14 protein-coding genes, 1 pseudogene and 2 other annotated features are annotated in these 20552 nt (G+C 30.2%); of the genes and pseudogenes, 1 reads left to right on the top strand and 14 read right to left on the bottom strand.

Annotated features, from left to right (window positions below; genetic code table 11):
- Positions 1–2: 2 nt before the first annotated feature.
- The 10 genes from AXY43_RS14735 to AXY43_RS14690 form a co-directional block, all read right to left on the bottom strand.
- Positions 3–2021 (bottom strand): hypothetical protein, encoded by a 2019-nt coding sequence (locus AXY43_RS14735; RefSeq protein ID WP_087702758.1) that lies wholly within the window; start codon positions 2019–2021, stop codon positions 3–5.
- Between the two features lie 169 nt (positions 2022–2190).
- On the bottom strand, positions 2191–3036 hold the full coding sequence (gene rsmA / locus AXY43_RS14730) for a 16S rRNA (adenine(1518)-N(6)/adenine(1519)-N(6))-dimethyltransferase RsmA (protein ID WP_039773401.1): 846 nt from the start codon (positions 3034–3036) through the stop codon (positions 2191–2193).
- Entirely contained in the window at positions 3037–3594 is a 558-nt protein-coding gene (gene rnmV / locus AXY43_RS14725) for a ribonuclease M5 (RefSeq protein WP_011967423.1), read from the bottom strand.
- Positions 3595–3756: 162 nt separating this feature from the next.
- Entirely contained in the window at positions 3757–4809 is a 1053-nt protein-coding gene (locus AXY43_RS14720; RefSeq protein WP_011967422.1) for a 3D domain-containing protein, read from the bottom strand.
- A 295-nt stretch (positions 4810–5104) separates the two neighbouring features.
- On the bottom strand, positions 5105–5890 hold the full coding sequence (locus AXY43_RS14715; protein ID WP_026015684.1) for a TatD family hydrolase: 786 nt from the start codon (positions 5888–5890) through the stop codon (positions 5105–5107).
- 359 nt (positions 5891–6249) lie between these two features.
- Complete coding sequence (gene metG / locus AXY43_RS14710) at positions 6250–8187, bottom strand: methionine--tRNA ligase (protein WP_077829264.1); 1938 nt, start codon at positions 8185–8187, stop codon at positions 6250–6252.
- 273 nt (positions 8188–8460) lie between these two features.
- Positions 8461–8704: a binding site (T-box leader), on the bottom strand.
- Between the two features lie 147 nt (positions 8705–8851).
- Positions 8852–10627 carry an aminopeptidase P family protein gene (locus tag AXY43_RS14705; RefSeq protein ID WP_023975933.1) on the bottom strand — a complete coding sequence of 592 codons (1776 nt, stop codon included), beginning with the start codon at positions 10625–10627 and terminating at the stop codon, positions 8852–8854.
- A gap of 107 nt (positions 10628–10734) precedes the next feature.
- Positions 10735–11979, bottom strand: coding sequence for an aminopeptidase P family protein (locus AXY43_RS14700; protein ID WP_039773403.1), 1245 nt, complete (start codon positions 11977–11979; stop codon positions 10735–10737).
- Between the two features lie 116 nt (positions 11980–12095).
- The gene (locus AXY43_RS14695) at positions 12096–12617 is read right to left on the bottom strand and encodes a spore maturation protein (RefSeq protein WP_023975935.1); all 522 of its coding nucleotides are present in this window, start codon (positions 12615–12617) and stop codon (positions 12096–12098) included.
- Positions 12618–12670: 53 nt separating this feature from the next.
- Positions 12671–13246: a nucleoside recognition domain-containing protein gene (locus AXY43_RS14690; RefSeq protein WP_023975936.1), complete on the bottom strand. Its 576-nt coding sequence runs from the start codon at positions 13244–13246 to the stop codon at positions 12671–12673.
- Positions 13247–13358: 112 nt separating this feature from the next.
- Here AXY43_RS14690 and AXY43_RS14685 point away from each other — a divergent pair, with 112 nt between their 5' ends.
- Complete coding sequence (locus AXY43_RS14685) at positions 13359–13544, top strand: hypothetical protein (protein WP_011967415.1); 186 nt, start codon at positions 13359–13361, stop codon at positions 13542–13544.
- Between the two features lie 55 nt (positions 13545–13599).
- On the opposite strand, the gene AXY43_RS14680 is transcribed toward AXY43_RS14685, so the two are convergent.
- The 4 genes and pseudogenes from AXY43_RS14680 to ileS form a co-directional block, all read right to left on the bottom strand.
- Positions 13600–14973 (bottom strand): MATE family efflux transporter, encoded by a 1374-nt coding sequence (locus AXY43_RS14680; RefSeq protein WP_023975937.1) that lies wholly within the window; start codon positions 14971–14973, stop codon positions 13600–13602.
- Entirely contained in the window at positions 14966–15409 is a 444-nt protein-coding gene (locus AXY43_RS14675; protein ID WP_011967413.1) for a MarR family winged helix-turn-helix transcriptional regulator, read from the bottom strand. The genes AXY43_RS14680 and AXY43_RS14675 overlap by 8 nt, the downstream gene beginning before the upstream one ends.
- A 238-nt stretch (positions 15410–15647) precedes the next feature.
- Positions 15648–16645, bottom strand: a pseudogene (locus tag AXY43_RS14670) (LacI family DNA-binding transcriptional regulator).
- 261 nt (positions 16646–16906) lie between these two features.
- Positions 16907–20020, bottom strand: coding sequence for an isoleucine--tRNA ligase (gene ileS / locus AXY43_RS14665; protein ID WP_105411746.1), 3114 nt, complete (start codon positions 20018–20020; stop codon positions 16907–16909).
- Between the two features lie 93 nt (positions 20021–20113).
- Positions 20114–20361, bottom strand: a binding site (T-box leader).
- Between the last annotated feature and the right edge of the window lie 191 nt (positions 20362–20552).

Here is a 20552-nt window from a genome sequence, read left to right as displayed (position 1 = left end):
CTCTATCTTGCCGGAATTACGATTGAAGAATTTTTAAAATCATAGAACATTAACCAATATCCTTGGCCATTATTACTATCATTAGTCCATGTTACGAAACCTGTTCTTCCACCATATGGTTGATCATTTTTTTCTTTGCTTCCTGGTATTGCATATATAATATATTGCATTTCTCCATCTTTATTGCATTTATATCCTAATAAGAAATGTCCTTTTTTACTAATGTAAGGATAATAATTTAACATTGGATAATATGCTAATGTATATTTGTTATAATTTGTATCATTTGATAAGTCTTCTATACCATTTACAATGATTTTATACCACTTACAGAAGTTTATATCATTCAATTTTCCAATAAATGGCCTAAAGTCTTGTGCTAACTTCTCAAAATACTTACCTATATCTCCACTTATAGTGAATCCCTGATTTGAAGTATTTTGATTATTATTATTTTCATTTGGTGTATCTCCCATATTTAAGTCTAGCTGTCCCATACCTCCAGTTTCACCGCTAGTCTCTGGCTGTTCCATTGTCCCCGTGTTCATTTGATTCATTCCAGTATTTGATGATGTTTGATCTGTTCCAGTATTACTGCCAGTCTGACTTACCGAGTTCCCTGACCATGGTTGCCACATTGTTCCTGTATTAATCTGGCCCATTCCAGTATTAGAGTTGCCTTGTTCCATAGACTCCACTGTACCAGTCGTATTCATCGTAGATGTATCATTTGCTCCTGTGGCTCCACCTAAATTTCCTTGTTGAATATTATTTTCATATTCATCGAAATCTATTATGTCCATTCTGTCGGATGTATCCACGTCATTCAATTTATCCAATTTAAAGTTTTCTTCTATTCTCCTAGAGCTAACTTGCACATTATCTGTATCCTGATTTTCATTTCTACATTTCTTTTCTAATTTGAATTTCTTCCATTTAGAATTATGATTCTTCTTATCCTTTATAAATCCATATACTATAACCTCTTCATACATGTGATGACTTACTTTTAGGTCTATTACCCCATCATAAGTATCTAATTTATTAGCTATTTTACCAATAACATCATCTATATCTTCCTCTTTTTCAAAATAGTCATACTTATCATGTTTATCACACTTATTATATTTTTCATCCTTATCCCATTTATCATATTTGTCGTACTTATCATATTTGTCATGTTTATCGTATTTATCTTCTTTATCACATTTATCATGTTTATCACACTTATCATATTTATCTTCTTTATCATGCTTATCGCACTTGTCATGTTTATAATCTTTCTCACATTTTTTGCTCTCTTTATTCTTGTTTCTTTCCTCATCTAAATTATCTATAGTTTCAGTTATGTTTTGATGATCTTCTGGAATCCTATTTTGTTTATCTTCAACTTTAGATTCTATGTTCGCTTTAGGTTGAAGATCAATATCATCTTTTTTTCGTTCAACTGATTCATCTTGTAATTTAGGTGCCTTTACTAATTCATCCTCTTTCGTACCTGATTGAGTGATAGTTTTATTTAATGTACTTACAGTCAAATTTTCTTTTTCCTTAGTTTGTAATGTTGTTTTATCAACATATTTCCTAGAATCGGCTTTTATAATCTTAAACTTTCTCCAATTATCAGCAGATTCTTCTCCATTCATAAAACCATGCATTACAAATTCTGTTTCATTATCTTTTACCCTACATATAGCAGCACCAGATATTTTTTCATAAGATATTCCAAGACTAGCTATGTTATTTACATAATATTCTTTGCTAGTATCTCCTTTTCCGACTTCATTTATTGCTAAAGGTCCAATATCAATTAATTGTTTTAAATCCTTCTTACAACATATAAGTACCATGGAATAATTATCTTCCTGCCTAAGATTCTGCGCATAAAATGAGATTTTACACTTATCACCTTTAGCCTCCACCTTAGCATATCCAGACAAAGCTTTATCATTAGATTGAGAATATCCTCTTTCATCTTCTTGTAATATTATAAAGTTTCTATACAATTTGTTGTGTGCCAACCCTATATTCCCTCCACATATATTTATTCCATATAGTATATGTTTGGAAATTAGAATTATGATTTAACTAATATTTTTCTATATTTTCATACTCTATATAGCCCAGCAATTTTAATAGAAACTAAAAAGTAGAGAACGAATAATTCAATAATTACTCATTCTCCACCTTTTAGTTTCTTATATCATATATACAATCTGATAAGGCCGCAAATTCTTCTAGTGTTAATGTTTCAGCTCTTCTCTTAGGATCAATTCCTGATTTCTTAAATGCTTCTTCTAATTTCTCTTTATCTACTTTTAATGTTTTTGCTGCATTCCATAAAGTTTTTCTTCTCATATTGAAACCTGCTCTTACAATCTCAAACATAATATTGATATCCTTAGTTTTAACTCTTGGTTCATCTAATCTATCTAGTCTTATTACTATAGATTCAACCTTTGGTCTAGGAATAAAACAAGTTGGTGGTACCTTCCTTATTATGCCTGTATTACAATAATACTGAACTAAAACCGACAATGCACCATATTCCTTACAATTAGGTTCAGCATTAATTCTCTCTGCAACTTCCTTTTGAATCATTATAGTTAATGATTTAAAATTATATCCACCTTTTAGAAGCTTAACTATTATAGGGGTTGTAACATAGTATGGAAGATTTGCTACAAGCTTAACACTTTTCTCATCTCCAATAAGTTCATTAAAATCCACTTTAAGTGCATCTTTATGTATTAAACTAAAATTCTTGTGCTCCCCCAACTCTTGCTCAAGTATCGGAATTAAATCATTATCTAATTCAATAGATGTTACTTTTTTAGCTTTCATCAAAAGTTGAGCGGTAAGCGTACCTACACCTGGTCCAATCTCTATAATAAAATCTTCATTGTTAACTTCTGCTCCATTAACTATATCATCAAGAACAGAATCATCAACTAAGAAATTTTGCCCAAGGCTTTTTGAGAACTTAAAATTATATTTTTTGACTAGTTCCTGAGTTTTTATATCTTTTAAATCCATTTATTTCTTACCTACTTCCAATTGTTTTTCTATTTCTTTTATAGCATTAGTAAATTCTTCTTTAGTTATTCCATAATTATTTAATCTAGAAACCATCTGCGCCGCATTTCCATAACCTATTCCTAATAACTTACCAAGCATATTTCTTCTAATCTTTGAAGTATTATCTCCTGTAAGCTTGAAATAAAACATATCCTGCATAGTAAAAAATGATTGTTTTTCTTCTTGTGTTATCTTTGCCATTTCAAGCGCCTTCAAAATAACTTCTGGGCATGCATTTTCTACTCCAATATCTCCGTTCTTAAGTCCATCTTCTTTTGCAATATATGCATGTTTTATTCCTTTAACTCTTTTTGCTATTATTCTTCTTATTTTTTCCCCTGCAAAATCTGGGTCTGTTAATACAATTACCCCTTTTCTTTTCTGGGCCTCCTGTATTCTTGCTATGACCTTTGCATTTATTCCAAATCCTCCTACAGCGATTATTTCTGCATCTATAGCTTTCTTTACAGCGTCAACGTCATCTCTACCCTCAACGACTATTACTTCTTTTATCAATGTGTTACTTCCTTTCTTTATTAATAATTACTTTATTGCATTCATATATCTATACCATAAAATAGCCTTAAATTTATTTTATCTCATTTCTAATAATATGATAAAACATCCACAAATTCAAAGAAAAAAATAGAGATAACATCTGTTATCTCTTAAAATAGCTTACCATTGCCCTGGGTAAGCAACTACTAATACATCAACTGGTCTTCTTCCCCATGAATCACATTCATTTGACGAATTAAGGTATATGTCAATTCTGTCGCCCTTTATAGCACCACCTGTATCTGATGCAATTGCATATCCATACCCTTCCACATATACTTTACTTCCTAGCGGTATTACTGATGGATCTACTGCAATCGTACTCATACCACCTTGATTTCTAACAGGCGTTCTTCCTGTAGCTGTAGTAGAATGGTTACTATAAGCTGTTGCTGTGCAATTAATCTTTTTCTTATAAGTTATTCTGTCTCCACCTCTGCTTGCGTACACTTGACCAGTTCCTTTGACCACAACTTCATTTTGTGGTTCCAATATGGTTTTAGTACTCTTTACATTACGAGAAATTTCTACCCCATCTTTATATATTATTTGATAAGTAATTTGTTTCTCACCATTAACCCCTTCACTCTTAACCTTCTGAACACTACTGTCCAAATTTTCATCTTTTTCTACAATTGTATCGAAGTTAATTGGCTGTTTTTCGGTGACATCTTTTGTTTCCACTTTGACAAGTTGGACACTTTCGTTACCCTCTAACTTAGACTCTAGGGATGGTGATACTTCATCTACGTCTTTGTCAAATTCTATTCCTTGATCTTTTAATGTATTTTTCTCTGCATCCAGCATATCCTCAACCGTATCCTCTGCCGTTTGCAATTGTACTTCCATTCCACCAGCCTTAATATCTACTGGAACAGCCTTTTTTACTTTAATAGTTTCTTTTTCAGATACTTTGGATTCCAAGGACGGTTGCACTTTATCTTTAGGCGATACTTCTATCCCATTTTCTTGCAACACACCTTTAACAGTCCCCTTGTAAGTGACAAAAGTCGCTTCTTTACCGTCTATACTTATTACGAGCGTTTTTCTTATGCTCATTATAGTCACTGCTGTAACAACTACAAATGCTATCGCAATTGTTCCAATTATAATTTTTGCCTTCGGACCGTTAGAAAAACTTTGCCTAATAAATTGTCTCAATTTTTCTATCATTATTTTCCCTCCTTTGGCAAGAGTGTCTTTTGAATTATATATTAATATTCTAGACTTGTCAAATTAGTAAACTCTTGCAATATAATGAAGCATTGTAATAATGCACTTTGTGCATAAAATATAATATATAAAAATGATAGCGGTATTTAATATTACTTCATTATGAAATTAAAAATTTAATGATATGAAATTATAGAAACATTTATTAAACTTAATGATAATTTCAGTTTAATCTTAGATTTACTTTATGTTGAATACAGAAATTATATTTAAAGTGTACATTTAATATTTTACCTTATTTTTCCTTTCTTATCAATCTAAAAAAATTCTCATTAAATCTCAAATTTGCCTCATAAGGGTCAATATTCTTAATTTCTGCTATCTTAGTTATTATATATTCAATATAGTCTGATTTATTTCTCTTTCCTCTGTTTGGTTCAGGTGCCATATACGGGCAATCAGTTTCTACAAGTATTTTTTCTAAAGGGATTTCTCTAACTACTTCAACAACTTTTTTTGCATTTTTAAATGTAACAACACCTGTTATTCCTATATAATATCCTAGTTTTACGCATTCCCTTGCAAATTCTACACTTCCTGAAAAACAGTGAACTACACCTGTAACTTCTGGAAATTCCTTAATTATTTCTAATGTGTCTTGATGTGCATCTCTATCATGAATAACAACTGGATAATTTAGTTCTTTAGCTAAATTCATATGACTTCTAAATACATCCTTTTGAATATCTTTAGGTGGATTTTCATCCCAATAATAGTCTAATCCAATCTCCCCAATAGCTACTATTTTGTCATTATTCTTAATATAAGATTTAATTTCATCTAGTGTATCGCCTTTCATCTCATTCGCATTTTCCGGATGTATTCCTAAAGCTCCAAAGATAAAATTATGATCTTTAGTTAGTTGATCTGTTGTTTTTAAACTATCATATGATGATGCGCAATTTAGGATTCCAATAACTCCATTTTGATTAATCTCATTTAGCAAGGACTCCCTATCTTCATTAAAAGCTTCATCATCATAATGAGCATGACTATCTATTATTTTAAATTTTTGATTCATAAATCAATATTCCTTTCCTATTAACATTATTTCCAAATTGTCATATTCTGAAACTACTACATTTAAATTTAAGATTACTTATTTAAATAATAACATAAAATTATTACTTATACCTCTTTATGATAGCTTTACTTAAAACTATATGATCAAATGCAAATCATAGCAATTAAAATAAAAATAAATTCGTAAATACTAATTTTTTTTACGAATTTATTATTTGACACTTAAATGACATATTAATGCATTAAAATTAATATTGTAAAGTAGTTAAAGCATTATTATTTACCCCTTTTAACCATTTATTTAGTATGGTTAATGAACGTCTCACTCCCCTAAGTGAGACGTTCTATTTTTTATAATTATCTTACAATGCTACCTGTTGGAATCTCACCTGGATCCACTGCTTTTAATATACTGTCATCATCTGTTGCAGCACATAAAATCATTCCTTGTGATAATTCGCCTCTAAGTTTTACTGGCTTTAAGTTAGCAACTAAAACTACATTTTTACCTACTATTTCTTCTGGTTTATAGAACTTAGATATTCCAGAAACCACTTGTCTTTCTTCTCCACCTAAATCAACTTTTAATTTTAATAATTTCTTAGCTCCCTTTATTGGTTCACATGCTAATACTTTTACTACTCTTAAATCAACCTTTTCAAAATCATCTATTGTTATTTCTTCTTTTATAGGTGTAATTTCTCTCTTAGCTGGTGTTTGAGCAGCCTTTAAAGCTTCTAATTCTTCTAATTTCTTATCTACATCTATTCTTGGGAATAAGTTGTCAGCCTTTACTACCTTAGTTCCTGCCTTAATTCCATCAAATGACTTTAATGATTCCCATGAAACTTCTGTAGTATTAATTTGCTCATTAATCTTCTTAGATGTTTCTGGCAAGAATGCTGAAATCATTACTGATGCAAATCTTAAGCTTTCGGCTAAATTATAAAGAACTGTTCCAAGTCTAGCCTTTTTACTTTCATCTTTAGCTAATATCCATGGAGTTGTTTCATCTATATATTTGTTTGCTCTTCTTATTAATTCAAAAACATATTCTAAAGCTTGAGGTATATTTAATTCGTTTATTGCCTCCTCAATTTTAGCTGGTGCTGATAATGCTAAATTTATTAATTCATCATCAATAGCTTCTTTTTCATCTTGAGCTGGCATTTCTCCACCAAAATATTTTTCAACCATTGCAACTGTTCTTGATAAAAGATTACCTAAATCATTACAAAGGTCTGAATTTATTTTCTTTATAAATATTTCATTATTAAATAATCCATCTGCTCCAAATGGAATTTCTTTTAATAAATAATATCTTACAGGATCAACTCCAAATTCATTTACAAGAACAACTGGATCTACTACATTACCTTTAGATTTTGACATTTTCCCACCATCAACAAGTAGCCATCCATGACCGAAAACTTGCTTTGGAAGAGGTAGATCTAGCGCCATTAACATTATTGGCCAATAAATAGTATGGAATCTTAAAATATCTTTTCCTATTAGATGTACATCTGCTGGCCAGTATTTATTATATAAATCTTTATTTTCTTGGCCATATCCAAGGGCAGTAATATAGTTTGATAATGCATCAATCCAAACATATACAACATGACTTTCATCAAAAGTTACAGGTACTCCCCAGTTAAAGCTTGTTCTTGAAACACAAAGATCTTGAAGACCTGGTCTTAAGAAATTATTTAGCATTTCATTTTTTCTTGATTCTGGTTGAATGAACTCTGGATGGTCTTCAATATATTTGATTAACTTATCAGCATACTTGCTCATCTTGAAGAAATATGCTTCCTCCTTTGATTTTTCAACTGGTCTTCCGCAATCAGGGCAATTTCCATTTACTAATTGTGTATCAGTCCAGAAAGATTCACAAGGTGTGCAATACCAACCTTCATAAGAACTCTTATATATATCTCCTTGATCATATAATTTCTTAAATATATCTTGAACAGCTTTAATATGATAATCATCAGTAGTTCTAATGAACTTATCATAACTTATATTCATCATGCTCCAAAGATCTTTAATACCAGCAACAACTTCATCTACATGTTGTTTTGGTGTGATTCCCTTTTCTTCAGCTATTCTTTGGATCTTTTGACCATGTTCATCTGTTCCTGTTAAGAACATTACATCATAGCCTGTTAATCTCTTAAATCTTGCTAAAGCATCAGCAGCTACAGTTGTATAGGTATTACCTATATGAAGCTTTGTTGATGGATAATAAATTGGTGTCGTAATATAATATGTTTTTTTACAATCTGTACACATTATTTGTGTCCTCCTTATATTAAAGCAATTATTTATTGCTATTTTTCTATTATAATATTAATTTTTACCTTCTATATATTGTGTCATAACATATCCAGCCCGCATTTTTCAAGCATATTCTTCAGAATATTAGAATATTAGAATATATATTCTAAAGAATATATATTGTTAAGATTATTATCATCTTCATGTTTTTGTCTTCAAATTATCTTGGCTCTATCTTTTAATCTTTTCATAAGCACAAAAAAATCTCTATATAAGTATTAAAACCTATATAGAGACGTATTATACGTGTTACCACTCTAATTCTTATTTACCTCACAGCAAATAACTCAGTAGGTGACCAACATCACCCTGCAATATAACGGTCGCTTCCGTATTTCCCTAACCAAATAATTTTGACTCAAGAAACATGCTCTGAGACCATCTTCATAAAATTCACAAACGCTAACTTTCAGCATATATTAGCTCTCTTATAGAATGATTCTTTTATTACTCTTCTCTTCATAGCATTCTATTTAATTAATACTAGTTTATTTAAGAGATTATTTTATGCAAACTTTATAGATAAAATTTTTAACCTATAATATATATTAATCCCCAAATTATTTACATTATACTATTTGTTGCTTACAAGTGCAATAACCTATTTATAATGTTTAAATTATATTTCCTTAGTTGATTCCTTAAGAAATTGTTTTTCACTATCACTTAAGAATGGACTTAATTTATCATAAGTCTCTTTATGATAATTATTTAGCCATTCTTTTTCATCCTCTGTCAGCAATTCAACATTGATTCCACCTAAGTCTATTGGACAATATGACATGGTTTCAAATTTATAAAATTCTCCAAACTCAGCATTTCTTTCGTCCTCAACAACTAGCATAATATTTTCTGTCCTTATTCCATGTTTGCCTTCTCTATATATTCCTGGCTCATTAGTTAATATCATTCCCGGTTCTAATTCTATTGTATTCGGTACTGGCCTTATTGTTTGTGGACCTTCGTGAACGCTTAAGCAGAATCCAACCCCATGACCTGTTCCACATTTGTAATCTATTCCTTCTTCCCATAAAACTCTTCTACTTAAAATATCTATATTGGATCCTGTAGTTCCTTTTAAAAATTTTGCTTTCATAAGGTTGATATGTGCTTTTAGAACCAGCGTAAAATCTCGTTTTTCTTCTTCAGTTAATTTTCCCAAAACAATGCTACGTGTTATATCTGTAGTCCCATCAAAATATTGTCCACCGCTATCGACTAACAATATTCCTTCTTTTTCTAACTTATATGCACTTTCTTCTGTTGCAGAATAATGCATCATCGCCGCATGTTCTTTATATCCTGCAATTGTTCCAAAGCTTTCCTCAATAAATAAATCTCCTTGACTCCTAAAATCACATAACTTTTCCGCTAGGGTGATCTCTGTTACATCTTCCTTATCTAGACCTTCTTTGATCCACTTAATAAACCTTACCATTGCAACTCCATCTTTAAGTTGACAATTTTTAAGATTTTCTATTTCCTTCTTATTCTTTATGGCCTTTAATTTTGTAGTTATATTTATTTCTTCTATCTTCTTTATTCTTTTATTAATCTGATTGCATATATACGCACTTATTTTACTTGGGTCTAATATAACACTATCTTGTACTTCTTTTATATCTTCAAATATATCCTCATAATTTTTTATTATTATGCCTTCTTTAGTTAATGTTTTTTCATCAGCAGATGATATCTTTTCTCTATCTATGTATAGCACAGCTTTCTCTTCATCAATTAATGCATATGCTAAAGTTACTGGTGTATACTTTACATCATTTCCTCTAATATTAAAAATCCATGCTATATCATCTAATGATGATATTATATATGACTTTCCACATAGCTTTTTCATTTCATTTCTTACTTCTTGAATCTTTTCATTTGCGGTTTTTCCGCAATACTTTACTTCATGCAAAAAAACTTTTTCTTTGGGCATTTTAGGTTTATCTTCCCATACTTCTTCAATTAAGTCTTTATTCATTACTATGTTTATATTTTTATTTTCTTTTATTTTTAGAATTTCTTTATATTGATTAACCGATAATACTCTTCCATCAAAACCTAAAGTTTGGCCATCCATCATATTTTCCATCAACCACTCTTCTAAAGTCGGCCATCCAGGAATTCTCATCTTAAAAAGCTCTACTCCAGAATCTTTTAATTGTTCATTGGCTTGTATAAAGTATCTTCCATCTGTCCATAGTATTGCTTTTTCCATTCCGATCAATGCTGTTCCTGCTGAACCAGTAAATCCTGTTATATATGCTCTAGACTTAAAACATTCAGCCACATATTCACTTTGATGAAAATCCTCACTTGGCACTATATAATAATCTATATTCTCTTTTTTCATTATTTCTCTTAATTTTTGTATTCTTTCTGATACTCTCATATTTATTCCCTCTTTTAAATATATTTTTTAAGAACGTCATAAGACCTAATAAGTAAACACATATATGTATCTTAATCTTATTAGGTTCTTATTTGGGCAACAATATATTATTTCATGAATTCTTCGATTTCATCAATTTCCTTAATCATGTTCTTAGTTAAAACTTCACATCCATCTTTAGTAACTAAAATATCATCTTCAATTCTTATACCTATATTTTCTTCAGCTATATATATACCTGGTTCCACTGTAAATACCATTCCTTCTGCAAATGTAAATTCTCTACCAAGTATACCTAAATCATGAGTATCTAGGCCTAAACTGTGACCTATTTTATGCCAATAATATCTGTTAACTTCTGATTTTTCTTTTATAAGCCCTAATCCAATACATTCTTGTGCAATTAAATCTTTAGCCCATACATTTAATTCTCTTGAATCCACTCCAGGCTTTATTCTTTCAATTACTGCTTTATTAACTCTAAGTACAGCTTCATAAACTTCCTTTTGTCTTTGAGTGAACTTACCATTTATAGGGAATGCTCTTGTTATATCTGCATTATATAAATTCCATTGAGCTCCAAGATCAAATAGAATTAAATCTCCATCTTTTAACTCACTGTTATTATCTACATAATGAAGTATTGTTGCATTTTTCCCTGCTGCTGCTATTGTTCTAAAAGCATAATCTTTAACGCCTCTTGTTTTGCATTCAAAATCAAAATAAGCCTCGATTTCATATTCCTTCATTCCAGCCTTCACATTTTTCATTAAAGACTTTACACCTTCAATAGTTATTTCTATTGCTTTCCTCATTTCTTTTATCTCATTCTCAGACTTAACCATTCTTAGAGGTGCAATTATACTTGTAAAATTCTTTATATTAATATGTGGATACTTACTAATAATCTCTTTTGCAAATCTATTTGATACAGAATCACTTTCTTCAAACTCTTCTCTATCCAAATCTAGATACAAGTTAACTTTTTCTTTTCCCTTTATTAATACATTTAGGTAGGAAGTAAACTCCTTCATATAAGATACATCATTTATTCCAGATATCTCTTTTCCCTCAAAATCTCTTAATGTTTTTCCACTCCACATTTCTTTATCCAAATCTAAATCTGTCAAAAATAACTTTTCACTTACTATATTATTATATTTAGATAATACAACCAAATGTCCATCTTCTTGTATTCCTGTTAAATAATAAAAGTTCTTATCTGGAGTAAATTGATAGAATTCATCCCCAGTCTTTTTAGCTGGTTTACCTGCAAATAGTATCATTACTGAATTATCTTCTACACTATTCATAAGTTTGCTTCTGTTTTCTATATAAGTATCTTTATTCATAATTTAGCCTCTTTTCTACTATTAAAATATATTCCTATGTTAATATAATACTCCAATGATTCTAACTAATAAATATTCTGACTAACAAATTTTATCAAATAATTAAACTTGTTATTTTAAAAACATATATTTACCATAAATATAGCCATAATTATTGCTGTTGCATCAGCAAATACTGCTGCCCATAAAGTATGCCTTATCTTTTTTACCTTAATTGCTCCAAAATACACTGTAATTGTATAAAATATAGTTTCTGTGCTTCCCATTACAACTGACGCTATAAGACCTGTTCTTGTATCTGGTCCTAAACTTTTTATTATATCTGTAAACACACCAATTGCACCACTTCCTGACAGTGGTTTTATTATTAGTAATGGTATTAGATCTTTAGGTAATCCTATTAAATTTGCAAGTGGAGCAATCAGATTATTTAGTAAATCCATTAATTTTGCCTCTCTAAATACTTGCACTGCAATTATCATAGCTAAAAGATATGGAAATATTCTTAAGGTTACCATCAATCCATCCTTAGCGCCCTCTATAAACCATTCATAAACCTTTCTTCCTTTGAACATACCATATGTTATTATAATTAAAAATATTATTGGTATTATGCTTTTACTTAAGTAATTAAACATAATTCTATAATCCTCCTTGCAACATTTCTAATTAAATTGCATTGTTGAAATTTCTAAAAGTATTTCTGTAATATCTTGCAGCATATTACTCCAACTATTGCAGCTGTTGCTGTTGATGCTATAGTGGGTAAAATTATTATTCCAGGATTAACCGAATTACATGCTGCTCTTATAGATATTATCGTCGATGGAACTAACTGTATACATGTAGCATTTAAGACAAGAAAAAGCGCCATATCATTTGAGGCTGTTTCTTTATCTGAATTAAGTCTATCCATTTCTTCCATCGCCTTTATTCCAAAAGGGGTTGCTGCATTTGACAATCCCATCATATTAGCAGTAAGATTCATAACAATAGCACCTAAAGCCCTTTCATCCTTTGCAGCCTCTTTAAAAATTCTTTTAAGAATAGGCTTTAATAACTTTGATAATTTTTCAGTGAGTCCGCTATTTTCAGCAACCTTCATAACTCCACACCAAAAGCACATTATTCCTGTAAGTTCAATTATAAAAGTTACAGTATTACCTGACGAACTAATTATTGCTTTGGAAATAAGCTCTCCATTTCCAGTCAATAATCCAACTAGAATTCCAAAAAATATTAGAAAAAACCAAATATAATTTATCATATTCTCCCCCATAGTATAGTTATTCTTTACATTTATATTCCTTGCACTTATTTTTTAGTAGTGATAGGATATAATTACTAAACATAATTATATTATTTTAAGGAGAATTTTTATGAACGATTCAAATTTAAAGATAGCTCAACAAGATGTAGAAGAAGCTCTAAAGACTGTAGAAGACATGGAAAAAGTTATAAGCAATGATGAACCGTCAAAAGAACAGTTAAAAGAAAAGTTTATTTGTTTATCAAATAGAGTTCAGAAATTAGAAGATATTCTAAAAAACGAAGGAATCCTTTAAATAAAATAGGTATGTCTCAATATATTAAGAACTACATTGAGGCATACCTATTCTTTTAATTTTCTAAAATAACTTTTTGTTCTTTTCCATTTCCCATTAAATCCTTTGATGTCTTAACAAACACGATAAGTGTAATTATAACTGATAGTATATCAGATGTTGCTCCTGCGATCCATACTCCATCTAATCCTTTGAACCTTGGAATTATTATAAGACATGGAATTAATATTATTACCTGTCTCAATAAGCTTAAAAACATCGATATTTTTACTCTTCCTATTGATTGAAAGAAATTCGTAATTATAATTTGCGCTCCTATAAATGGCAGCATAATTAAAAATATTCTCATTCCATGAGCAGTTACTTCTATAAGCGATGATTCATTATTAAAAATCTTAACTAATGTTTCTGGAATTCCCTCAATTATTATAAATCCTATTACCACTATTATTGTAGCTGTAATAACTCCATATTTTACTGCTTGCTTAACTCTATCATATTTTCTTGCACCAAAATTATAACCTATTATAGGCTGAAGACCCTGATTTAATCCAAATATAGGCATTAAAAATATCATAGCTAAGCTGTTCACTATAGTCATTGCTCCTACAGCTAAATCACCACCATATGACTGCAATGAATTATTAGTTATTACTTGAACTGCACTTTGTGCAAGCTGCATGCTAAATGGACTGACCCCTATAGCAAAAATACTTAAAACTGCGTCCTTTTCCAATTTTAAATTTTTCCTTCTTATCTTAAGTACACTAGATCCCTTTGTGAAATAATATAAAATCCATATACTGCTTATTGCCTGCGCAACAACAGTTCCAAGGGCTCCTCCTTTAACTCCAAGGCCTAAACCGAATATAAATATTGGATCTAAGATGATGTTTATAATAGCACTCATTAGCATAGACGCCATTGCTATTTTTGGGCTTCCATCACTTCTAATTGAATGATTCAAACCGAAACTCATCAAATTAAATATGCAACCGCTAATAATTACCCTTATAAAATCTTCACCATAACCTATAATATTTTCACTCGCTCCAAATGCTTTCAAAAGCGGATTAGCAAATATATGACCAAACAACGTTAACAATACACCAATTATTATTATCAATGTAAACGCATTTCCTAGAAGCCTTTCTGCCCCTTCCTTATCATGCTCTCCAAGCTTTATTGACACTTTTGTAGCTGTACCTATTCCGATTAACATACCAAATGCTAAAATTATAAACATTATTGGCATTGTAATTCCAACACCAGCCATGGCGAGCTCACCTATGCCTTCTATATGCCCAATAAATATTCTATCTATTATGTTATATAATGTATTAACTAACATTCCTATAACGGCAGGGATTGAAAACTCAAGCAACAATTTTCCTACACCCATTTCTCCTAATCTATTCTGCTTATTCATGAATATCCTCCTTATTAATTAAAGAACTCTTAGATAACTTATTCAACAAATTCATTAATTCTTGAGATTCCTCATCAGTAAAACACATTCTAATCTCAGATTCCCATTCATTCATTATAGAATATACATCATCTTTAATTTGTTCTGCTTTCTCAGTTAGTTCCAATCTATATGCACGCTTATCACTTTCTTTTTTTATTCTCCTTACATAACCTTCATCCTCTAATTTCTTTATTGCCCTAGCTGTTGTCGCCTTATCTAATCTAACCTTTTTCGTCAATTCTTCTTGTGTTATACCATCATTTTCATAAAGATTTAAAAGAAATAAGTACTGACCAGCCCCTATCCCAAATTTACTAAATCTCTTGCCAAAATACATATAGCTAGATCTATGTATTTCACCAATATACTTACCTATATGCTGATAGCAACCCATATTACTTCTCCCCTATCTTAATCATATTAATATAGTATTAACAATAATCATATTTCATATCCAAATAATTACATACAAACTATATTAGCATAAATTAGTTACGTGCGCAACTAATTATAGCTTTAACGCTAATAGAGGGCTACTCCCAAATAGCTCTAAACTATCTTGAAGTAGTCCTCTATAAACATATACATTTAATATTTATACTAACTAAGTATAAAATTTGACTATTTTTCTATTAAACTGTACTTTCTCTTTCAACTAGCTGATGTTCTAAAACATAATGTGGCTCATCTAGCTCTTCTTATTTAAAAGTTTTATAAGCATTCTCATAGCAACAGATCCCATATCATAAGTTGGTTGAGAAATTGTTGTGATCTTTGGATAGAAAATTGAAGCTGCAAAATTATCATTAAATCCAATTACACTTACATCTTTTGGAATATCTAAGTTATTATCTCTTAGTGCATTAATTGCGCCCATTGCAATATCATCAGAAGCACATACAACACCTCTAAACTTCTTATTTTGCTTTATGAACTTTTGTATACCTTCGTATCCACTCTTTACTTTCATTGAGCTTAAATGAACTAGTTCAGGATCTATTTCTATTCCTGATTCCTTCATTGCATTTTCATAACCAACATATCTATCACCCCAAGCATTTTTGCTCTCTTTTTCAGCTCCTATAAAGGCAATTTCTTTTATTCCCTTTTCAATTAATAACTTTGTACTATCATAGCTAGCTTTAACATTATCAATTGTTACACTTGGTAGAACTCCTTCTTTATCCTTAGTTTCAACTAAAACAGTTTTTATATCTAATTCATTGATTAGTTCTAATATTTCTTCATTAAGAGAACTACTCATATAAATTACACCATCAACCATTTTTTCTCTAAGTACCCTTAAGTATTCTTTTTCCTTTTCTATATCAAGGTCTGAATTACAAAGTATTATATTGTAATCGTATATATTTGAAACATCTTCAGCACCTCTTACAATTTCTGGGTAAAACTGGTTTGATATATCAGGAAGTAAAATCCCTATTGTCTTTGTTCTTTGAGTTTTTAAACTTCTTGCAACTATATTTGGTCTGTATCCAAGCTTTTTTATTGCATCTAAAACTTTCTTCTTAGTATCTTCGTTTACTACATCGATATCATTTAAAACTCTAGAAACGGTTGCAATTGATACTCCTGCTTCTTTTGCAACATCCTTAATAGAAGTAGCCATTATTATTCCTCCTTTGAATTTTTCTAGATAATCTCATTATACTAACATATTGCCTTATAAATCAACATAACTTAAAATAAATTATTATTTTATTGTAAGTTTTGTCAAAAATCATAGTTTTTAATCTTAAATTTATAAACATATTAACTAATTTACAATCTTATATAAGAAATATATATCAAAATCATATAAAATATGTACATAGATACTAAAATGACTAGGAATTTTAATAAAATCTTTTATTCCTAGTCATCTTAGTTTTTATTTTACAACTTCAACATTCATGTTTAATGTTTCACTATTTATAACTGTTTCTGAATAATTAGATTCTTGATTATAAAGAACTTCACAAGTTAAAGTCTCTTTCTTTATTGTTTGTTCGAATTTCTTAATAACATCAATTAACATATCGTTATTTGATACATAAAGATTTATTCTATCAGCAACTTCAAATCCTTTATCTTTTCTCATATTTTGAATCTTTGAAATAACTTCTCTTACATGCCCTTCCTCTTGAAGTTCTGGTGTTACAGTTGTATCTAAAACAACTCCAAGTTCACCTTCTCCTGCGAATGCATAACCTTCTAAACCTTGCATTGTAACTAAAAGATTCTCATTTGTAAGAACTATTTCTGTATCATTAACAATTATAGTTTCACTTCCACCATTTTGAATCTTTTGAGCCAATTCCATTTGGTTCCTTTCAGAAATTGCCTTTCTGATTTGAGGAATTAATTTTCCATATAACTTACCTATAACAGGTAGATTAGGTTTTATTTCAAAGTTAACATATTTTGAAAGGTCTGCTCCAAGCTCAACCTTTTTAATATTTAATTCTTCTTTTACGATATCTCCGTAATAATCTGGAAGAGATTTTGTTGATATAAGTAATTCAGAAAGTGGCTGTCTATTCTTAACATTTGCAGCATTTCTAGCACTTCTTCCAAGCTTAACAAGTGTATATGCTAAATCCATTTCTTTTTCTAATTCTTTATTTATTGCAGATTTATCAACTTCTGGCCAAGCGCATAGGTGAATACTTTCTGGCGCATTTTTATCAAGATTCACAACTAAATTTTGATAGATTTCTTCAGTCATGAATGGTACAAATGGTGATGCCACCTTAACTAAATTTGTTAGAACTTTATATAAAGTTACATAAGCTCCTATCTTATCGTCTGTTAACTCTTGTGACCAATATCTTGATCTGTTTCTTCTTACATACCAGTTTGATAATTCATCAGTAAAATCTTCAATAGCTAATGCTGCTTGAGTAATTTTATAAGTATTTAATCCATCATCAACTGTTTCGATTAATGTGTTTAATTTAGATATAATCCATTTATCCATTATATTATCTGAAACAAAATCAGAGTACTTAGTTGAATCAAATTTATCTATTTCAGCATATAAAACATAGAAAGAATAAACATTCCATAATGTTCCTAAGAACTTTCTTTGAGCTTCTGCAACATCATCGATAGAGAATCTTGTTGGAAGCCATGGTGCACTTGCAGTATAGAAATGCCATCTTGTAGCATCTGCCCCTTGACTATTTAATACTTCAAAAGGATCTACAACATTTCCTTTATGCTTAGACATCTTAAGTCCCTTTTTATCTAAAACGTGACCTAATACTATACAATTTTCAAATGAATTTGTGTCAAATAAACATGTTGAAATTGCAAGTAATGTATAGAACCAACCTCTTGTTTGGTCAACTGCTTCTGAAATAAATTGTGCTGGGAAGTTCTTTTCAAAAGTTTCCTTGTTTTCAAACGGATAGTGCCATTGTGCAAAAGGCATTGATCCTGAGTCAAACCAGCAGTCTATAACTTCATGTGTTCTCTTCATTTCCTTACCGCAATGTGGACATTTTAACTTTATTCCATCTACGTAAGGTTTATGTAATTCAATCCCCTTACAGTCTGTAGTTGCTTTTTCTTCTAGTTCTTCTCTGCCACCAATACACTCTTGATGACCACATTCACATTGCCATATTGGAAGTGGTGTTCCCCAATATCTGTCTCTTGAAATACCCCAGTCAATAACATTTTCAAGGAACTTACCCATTCTTCCTGTTCTAGTGTTATCAGGATACCAATTTATTTTATTATTATTTTCAAGTAATTTATCTCTCATTTTAGTCATCGCAACAAACCAACTATCTTTTGGATAGTATAGAAGCGGTGTATCACATCTCCAGCAATGTGGATATGAGTGAGTGTGCTTGTGTGCTGTAAATAATTGATTACGTTCTTCTAAATATTTAACAATACTTTCATCACACTTCTTAACAAACTTTCCTGCCCATGGAGTAACTTCTTCAACAAAATTACCATTTGTATCTACTAAATTTATAAATGCAATTCCATTTTTCTTTGAAACAAGACTATCATCTTCACCATAAGCTGGTGCAATGTGTACTATTCCTGTACCGTCTGATAATGTTACATAATCTCCATGAATTACTACGAAAGCTTTTCCTTCAACTTTTGCAAAAGGTAATAACTGTTCGTATTCAGTACCTAGCAATTCTTCACCTTTAAACTCTTTAACTATTTCATATTCAGTATCGCCTAAAACCTTACCTACTAAATCCTTAGCTAAAATATAAATTTCTTCTCCTACCTTTACTTCTGCATATATATAAGATTTATTTATACATAATGCTAAGTTGGATGGTAATGTCCATGGAGTTGTTGTCCATGCTAATATATATTTATTTTCTTCACCTTTAACTTTAAACTTTACAGTTGCAGTTAAATCTTTAACATCCTTATATCCTTGAGCAACTTCATGAGATGAAAGCGCTGTTCCACACCTTGGGCAATAAGGCATTACTTTGTGGCCCTTATACAATAAGCCCTTATTCCACATTTGCTTTAAAGCCCACCATTCAGACTCAATATAATTATCATGGTATGTCACATATGGATCATCCATATCAACCCAGAATCCAATTTGTTCAGACATTTCCTTCCATAAGCTAACATATGAGAATACGCTATCTTTACATTCATGAACAAACTTTTCTACACCAAAGTCTTCTATTTGTTCTTTTCCTGAGATTCCAAGTTTCTTTTCTATTTCTAACTCTACTGGAAGTCCATGAGTATCCCATCCAGCTTTTCTAAGAACCTTATACCCTTTCATTACTTTATATCTTGGAATTATATCCTTCATAACTCTTGTCAAAATATGCCCAACATGTGGCTTTCCATTTGCTGTTGGCGGACCGTCATAAAAAGTAAAATATTCTCCATCTGAATTTGATTCAAAGCTCTTCTTTATTATGTCTTTTTCTGTCCAAAGCTTTGCTATGTCTTTTTCAATTTTGACGGTACCTTTTGATGAATCTACCTTATTGTACATTAAAAATTCCCCTTTCAGCTAAGTAAACTATATTATTCTCTTTAAGAATTGTTTCCTTTTTGTATACTTTTTTAAACATAAAAAAACTCCATCCTAAAGGACGAAGTTGAATTCGCAAACCACCTAAGGTTAAAACATTTAAATACAAAATTAAATGTTTTATTTCAAGTACATACATACTCTATCCTTTAACGCAGGCTCTACGTGATAACTTATTCGGCATTAAACCTTTCAGCCTCCAACTCCTAGGTGATTTTCTCTAAGATCTATTATAGCTTTACACCAACCAGCTACTCTCTAAAAATAATATCTAAGATACTTTTCCTAATCATCGTCTTTTATTTTAATAATTATATATTAATGATTTTTAAATGTCAATTCATCATCACCATTAATTGTATCTTTATTACTAATTAATGTAATAAAGTAATTGAATCCTAATTTCCTCAAATTAATGTGATGTCACTTTAGTAAACTTATAACTTAACTAACATATAAATTTAAATATTTTCATGAATATAACTACATATTT

The sequence above is a fragment of the Clostridium sp. MF28 genome (assembly GCF_002969175.1).
GTDB lineage: Bacteria > Bacillota > Clostridia > Clostridiales > Clostridiaceae > Clostridium > Clostridium beijerinckii.
The sequence above is the reverse complement of the archived record's forward strand: the minus strand, read 5'-3'. Positions and strand labels throughout refer to the sequence as shown.

Bases quoted from the DNA above. Each gene is read 5' to 3' on its own strand.
- rsmA (WP_039773401.1), bottom strand. From the start codon at position 3,036: ATGGATTTAAAAGATATAAAAACTCAGGAACTAGTCAAAAAATATAAT.
- AXY43_RS14720 (WP_011967422.1), bottom strand. From the start codon at position 4,809: ATGATAGAAAAATTGAGACAATTTATTAGGCAAAGTTTTTCTAACGGT.
- AXY43_RS14715 (WP_026015684.1), bottom strand. From the start codon at position 5,890: ATGAATCAAAAATTTAAAATAATAGATAGTCATGCTCATTATGATGAT.
- metG (WP_077829264.1), bottom strand. From the start codon at position 8,187: ATGTGTACAGATTGTAAAAAAACATATTATATTACGACACCAATTTAT.
- AXY43_RS14705 (WP_023975933.1), bottom strand. From the start codon at position 10,627: ATGAGAGTATCAGAAAGAATACAAAAATTAAGAGAAATAATGAAAAAA.
- AXY43_RS14700 (WP_039773403.1), bottom strand. From the start codon at position 11,979: ATGAATAAAGATACTTATATAGAAAACAGAAGCAAACTTATGAATAGT.
- AXY43_RS14695 (WP_023975935.1), bottom strand. From the start codon at position 12,617: ATGTTTAATTACTTAAGTAAAAGCATAATACCAATAATATTTTTAATT.
- AXY43_RS14690 (WP_023975936.1), bottom strand. From the start codon at position 13,246: ATGATAAATTATATTTGGTTTTTTCTAATATTTTTTGGAATTCTAGTT.
- AXY43_RS14685 (WP_011967415.1), top strand. From the start codon at position 13,359: ATGAACGATTCAAATTTAAAGATAGCTCAACAAGATGTAGAAGAAGCT.
- AXY43_RS14680 (WP_023975937.1), bottom strand. From the start codon at position 14,973: ATGAATAAGCAGAATAGATTAGGAGAAATGGGTGTAGGAAAATTGTTG.
- AXY43_RS14675 (WP_011967413.1), bottom strand. From the start codon at position 15,409: ATGGGTTGCTATCAGCATATAGGTAAGTATATTGGTGAAATACATAGA.
- ileS (WP_105411746.1), bottom strand. From the start codon at position 20,020: ATGTACAATAAGGTAGATTCATCAAAAGGTACCGTCAAAATTGAAAAA.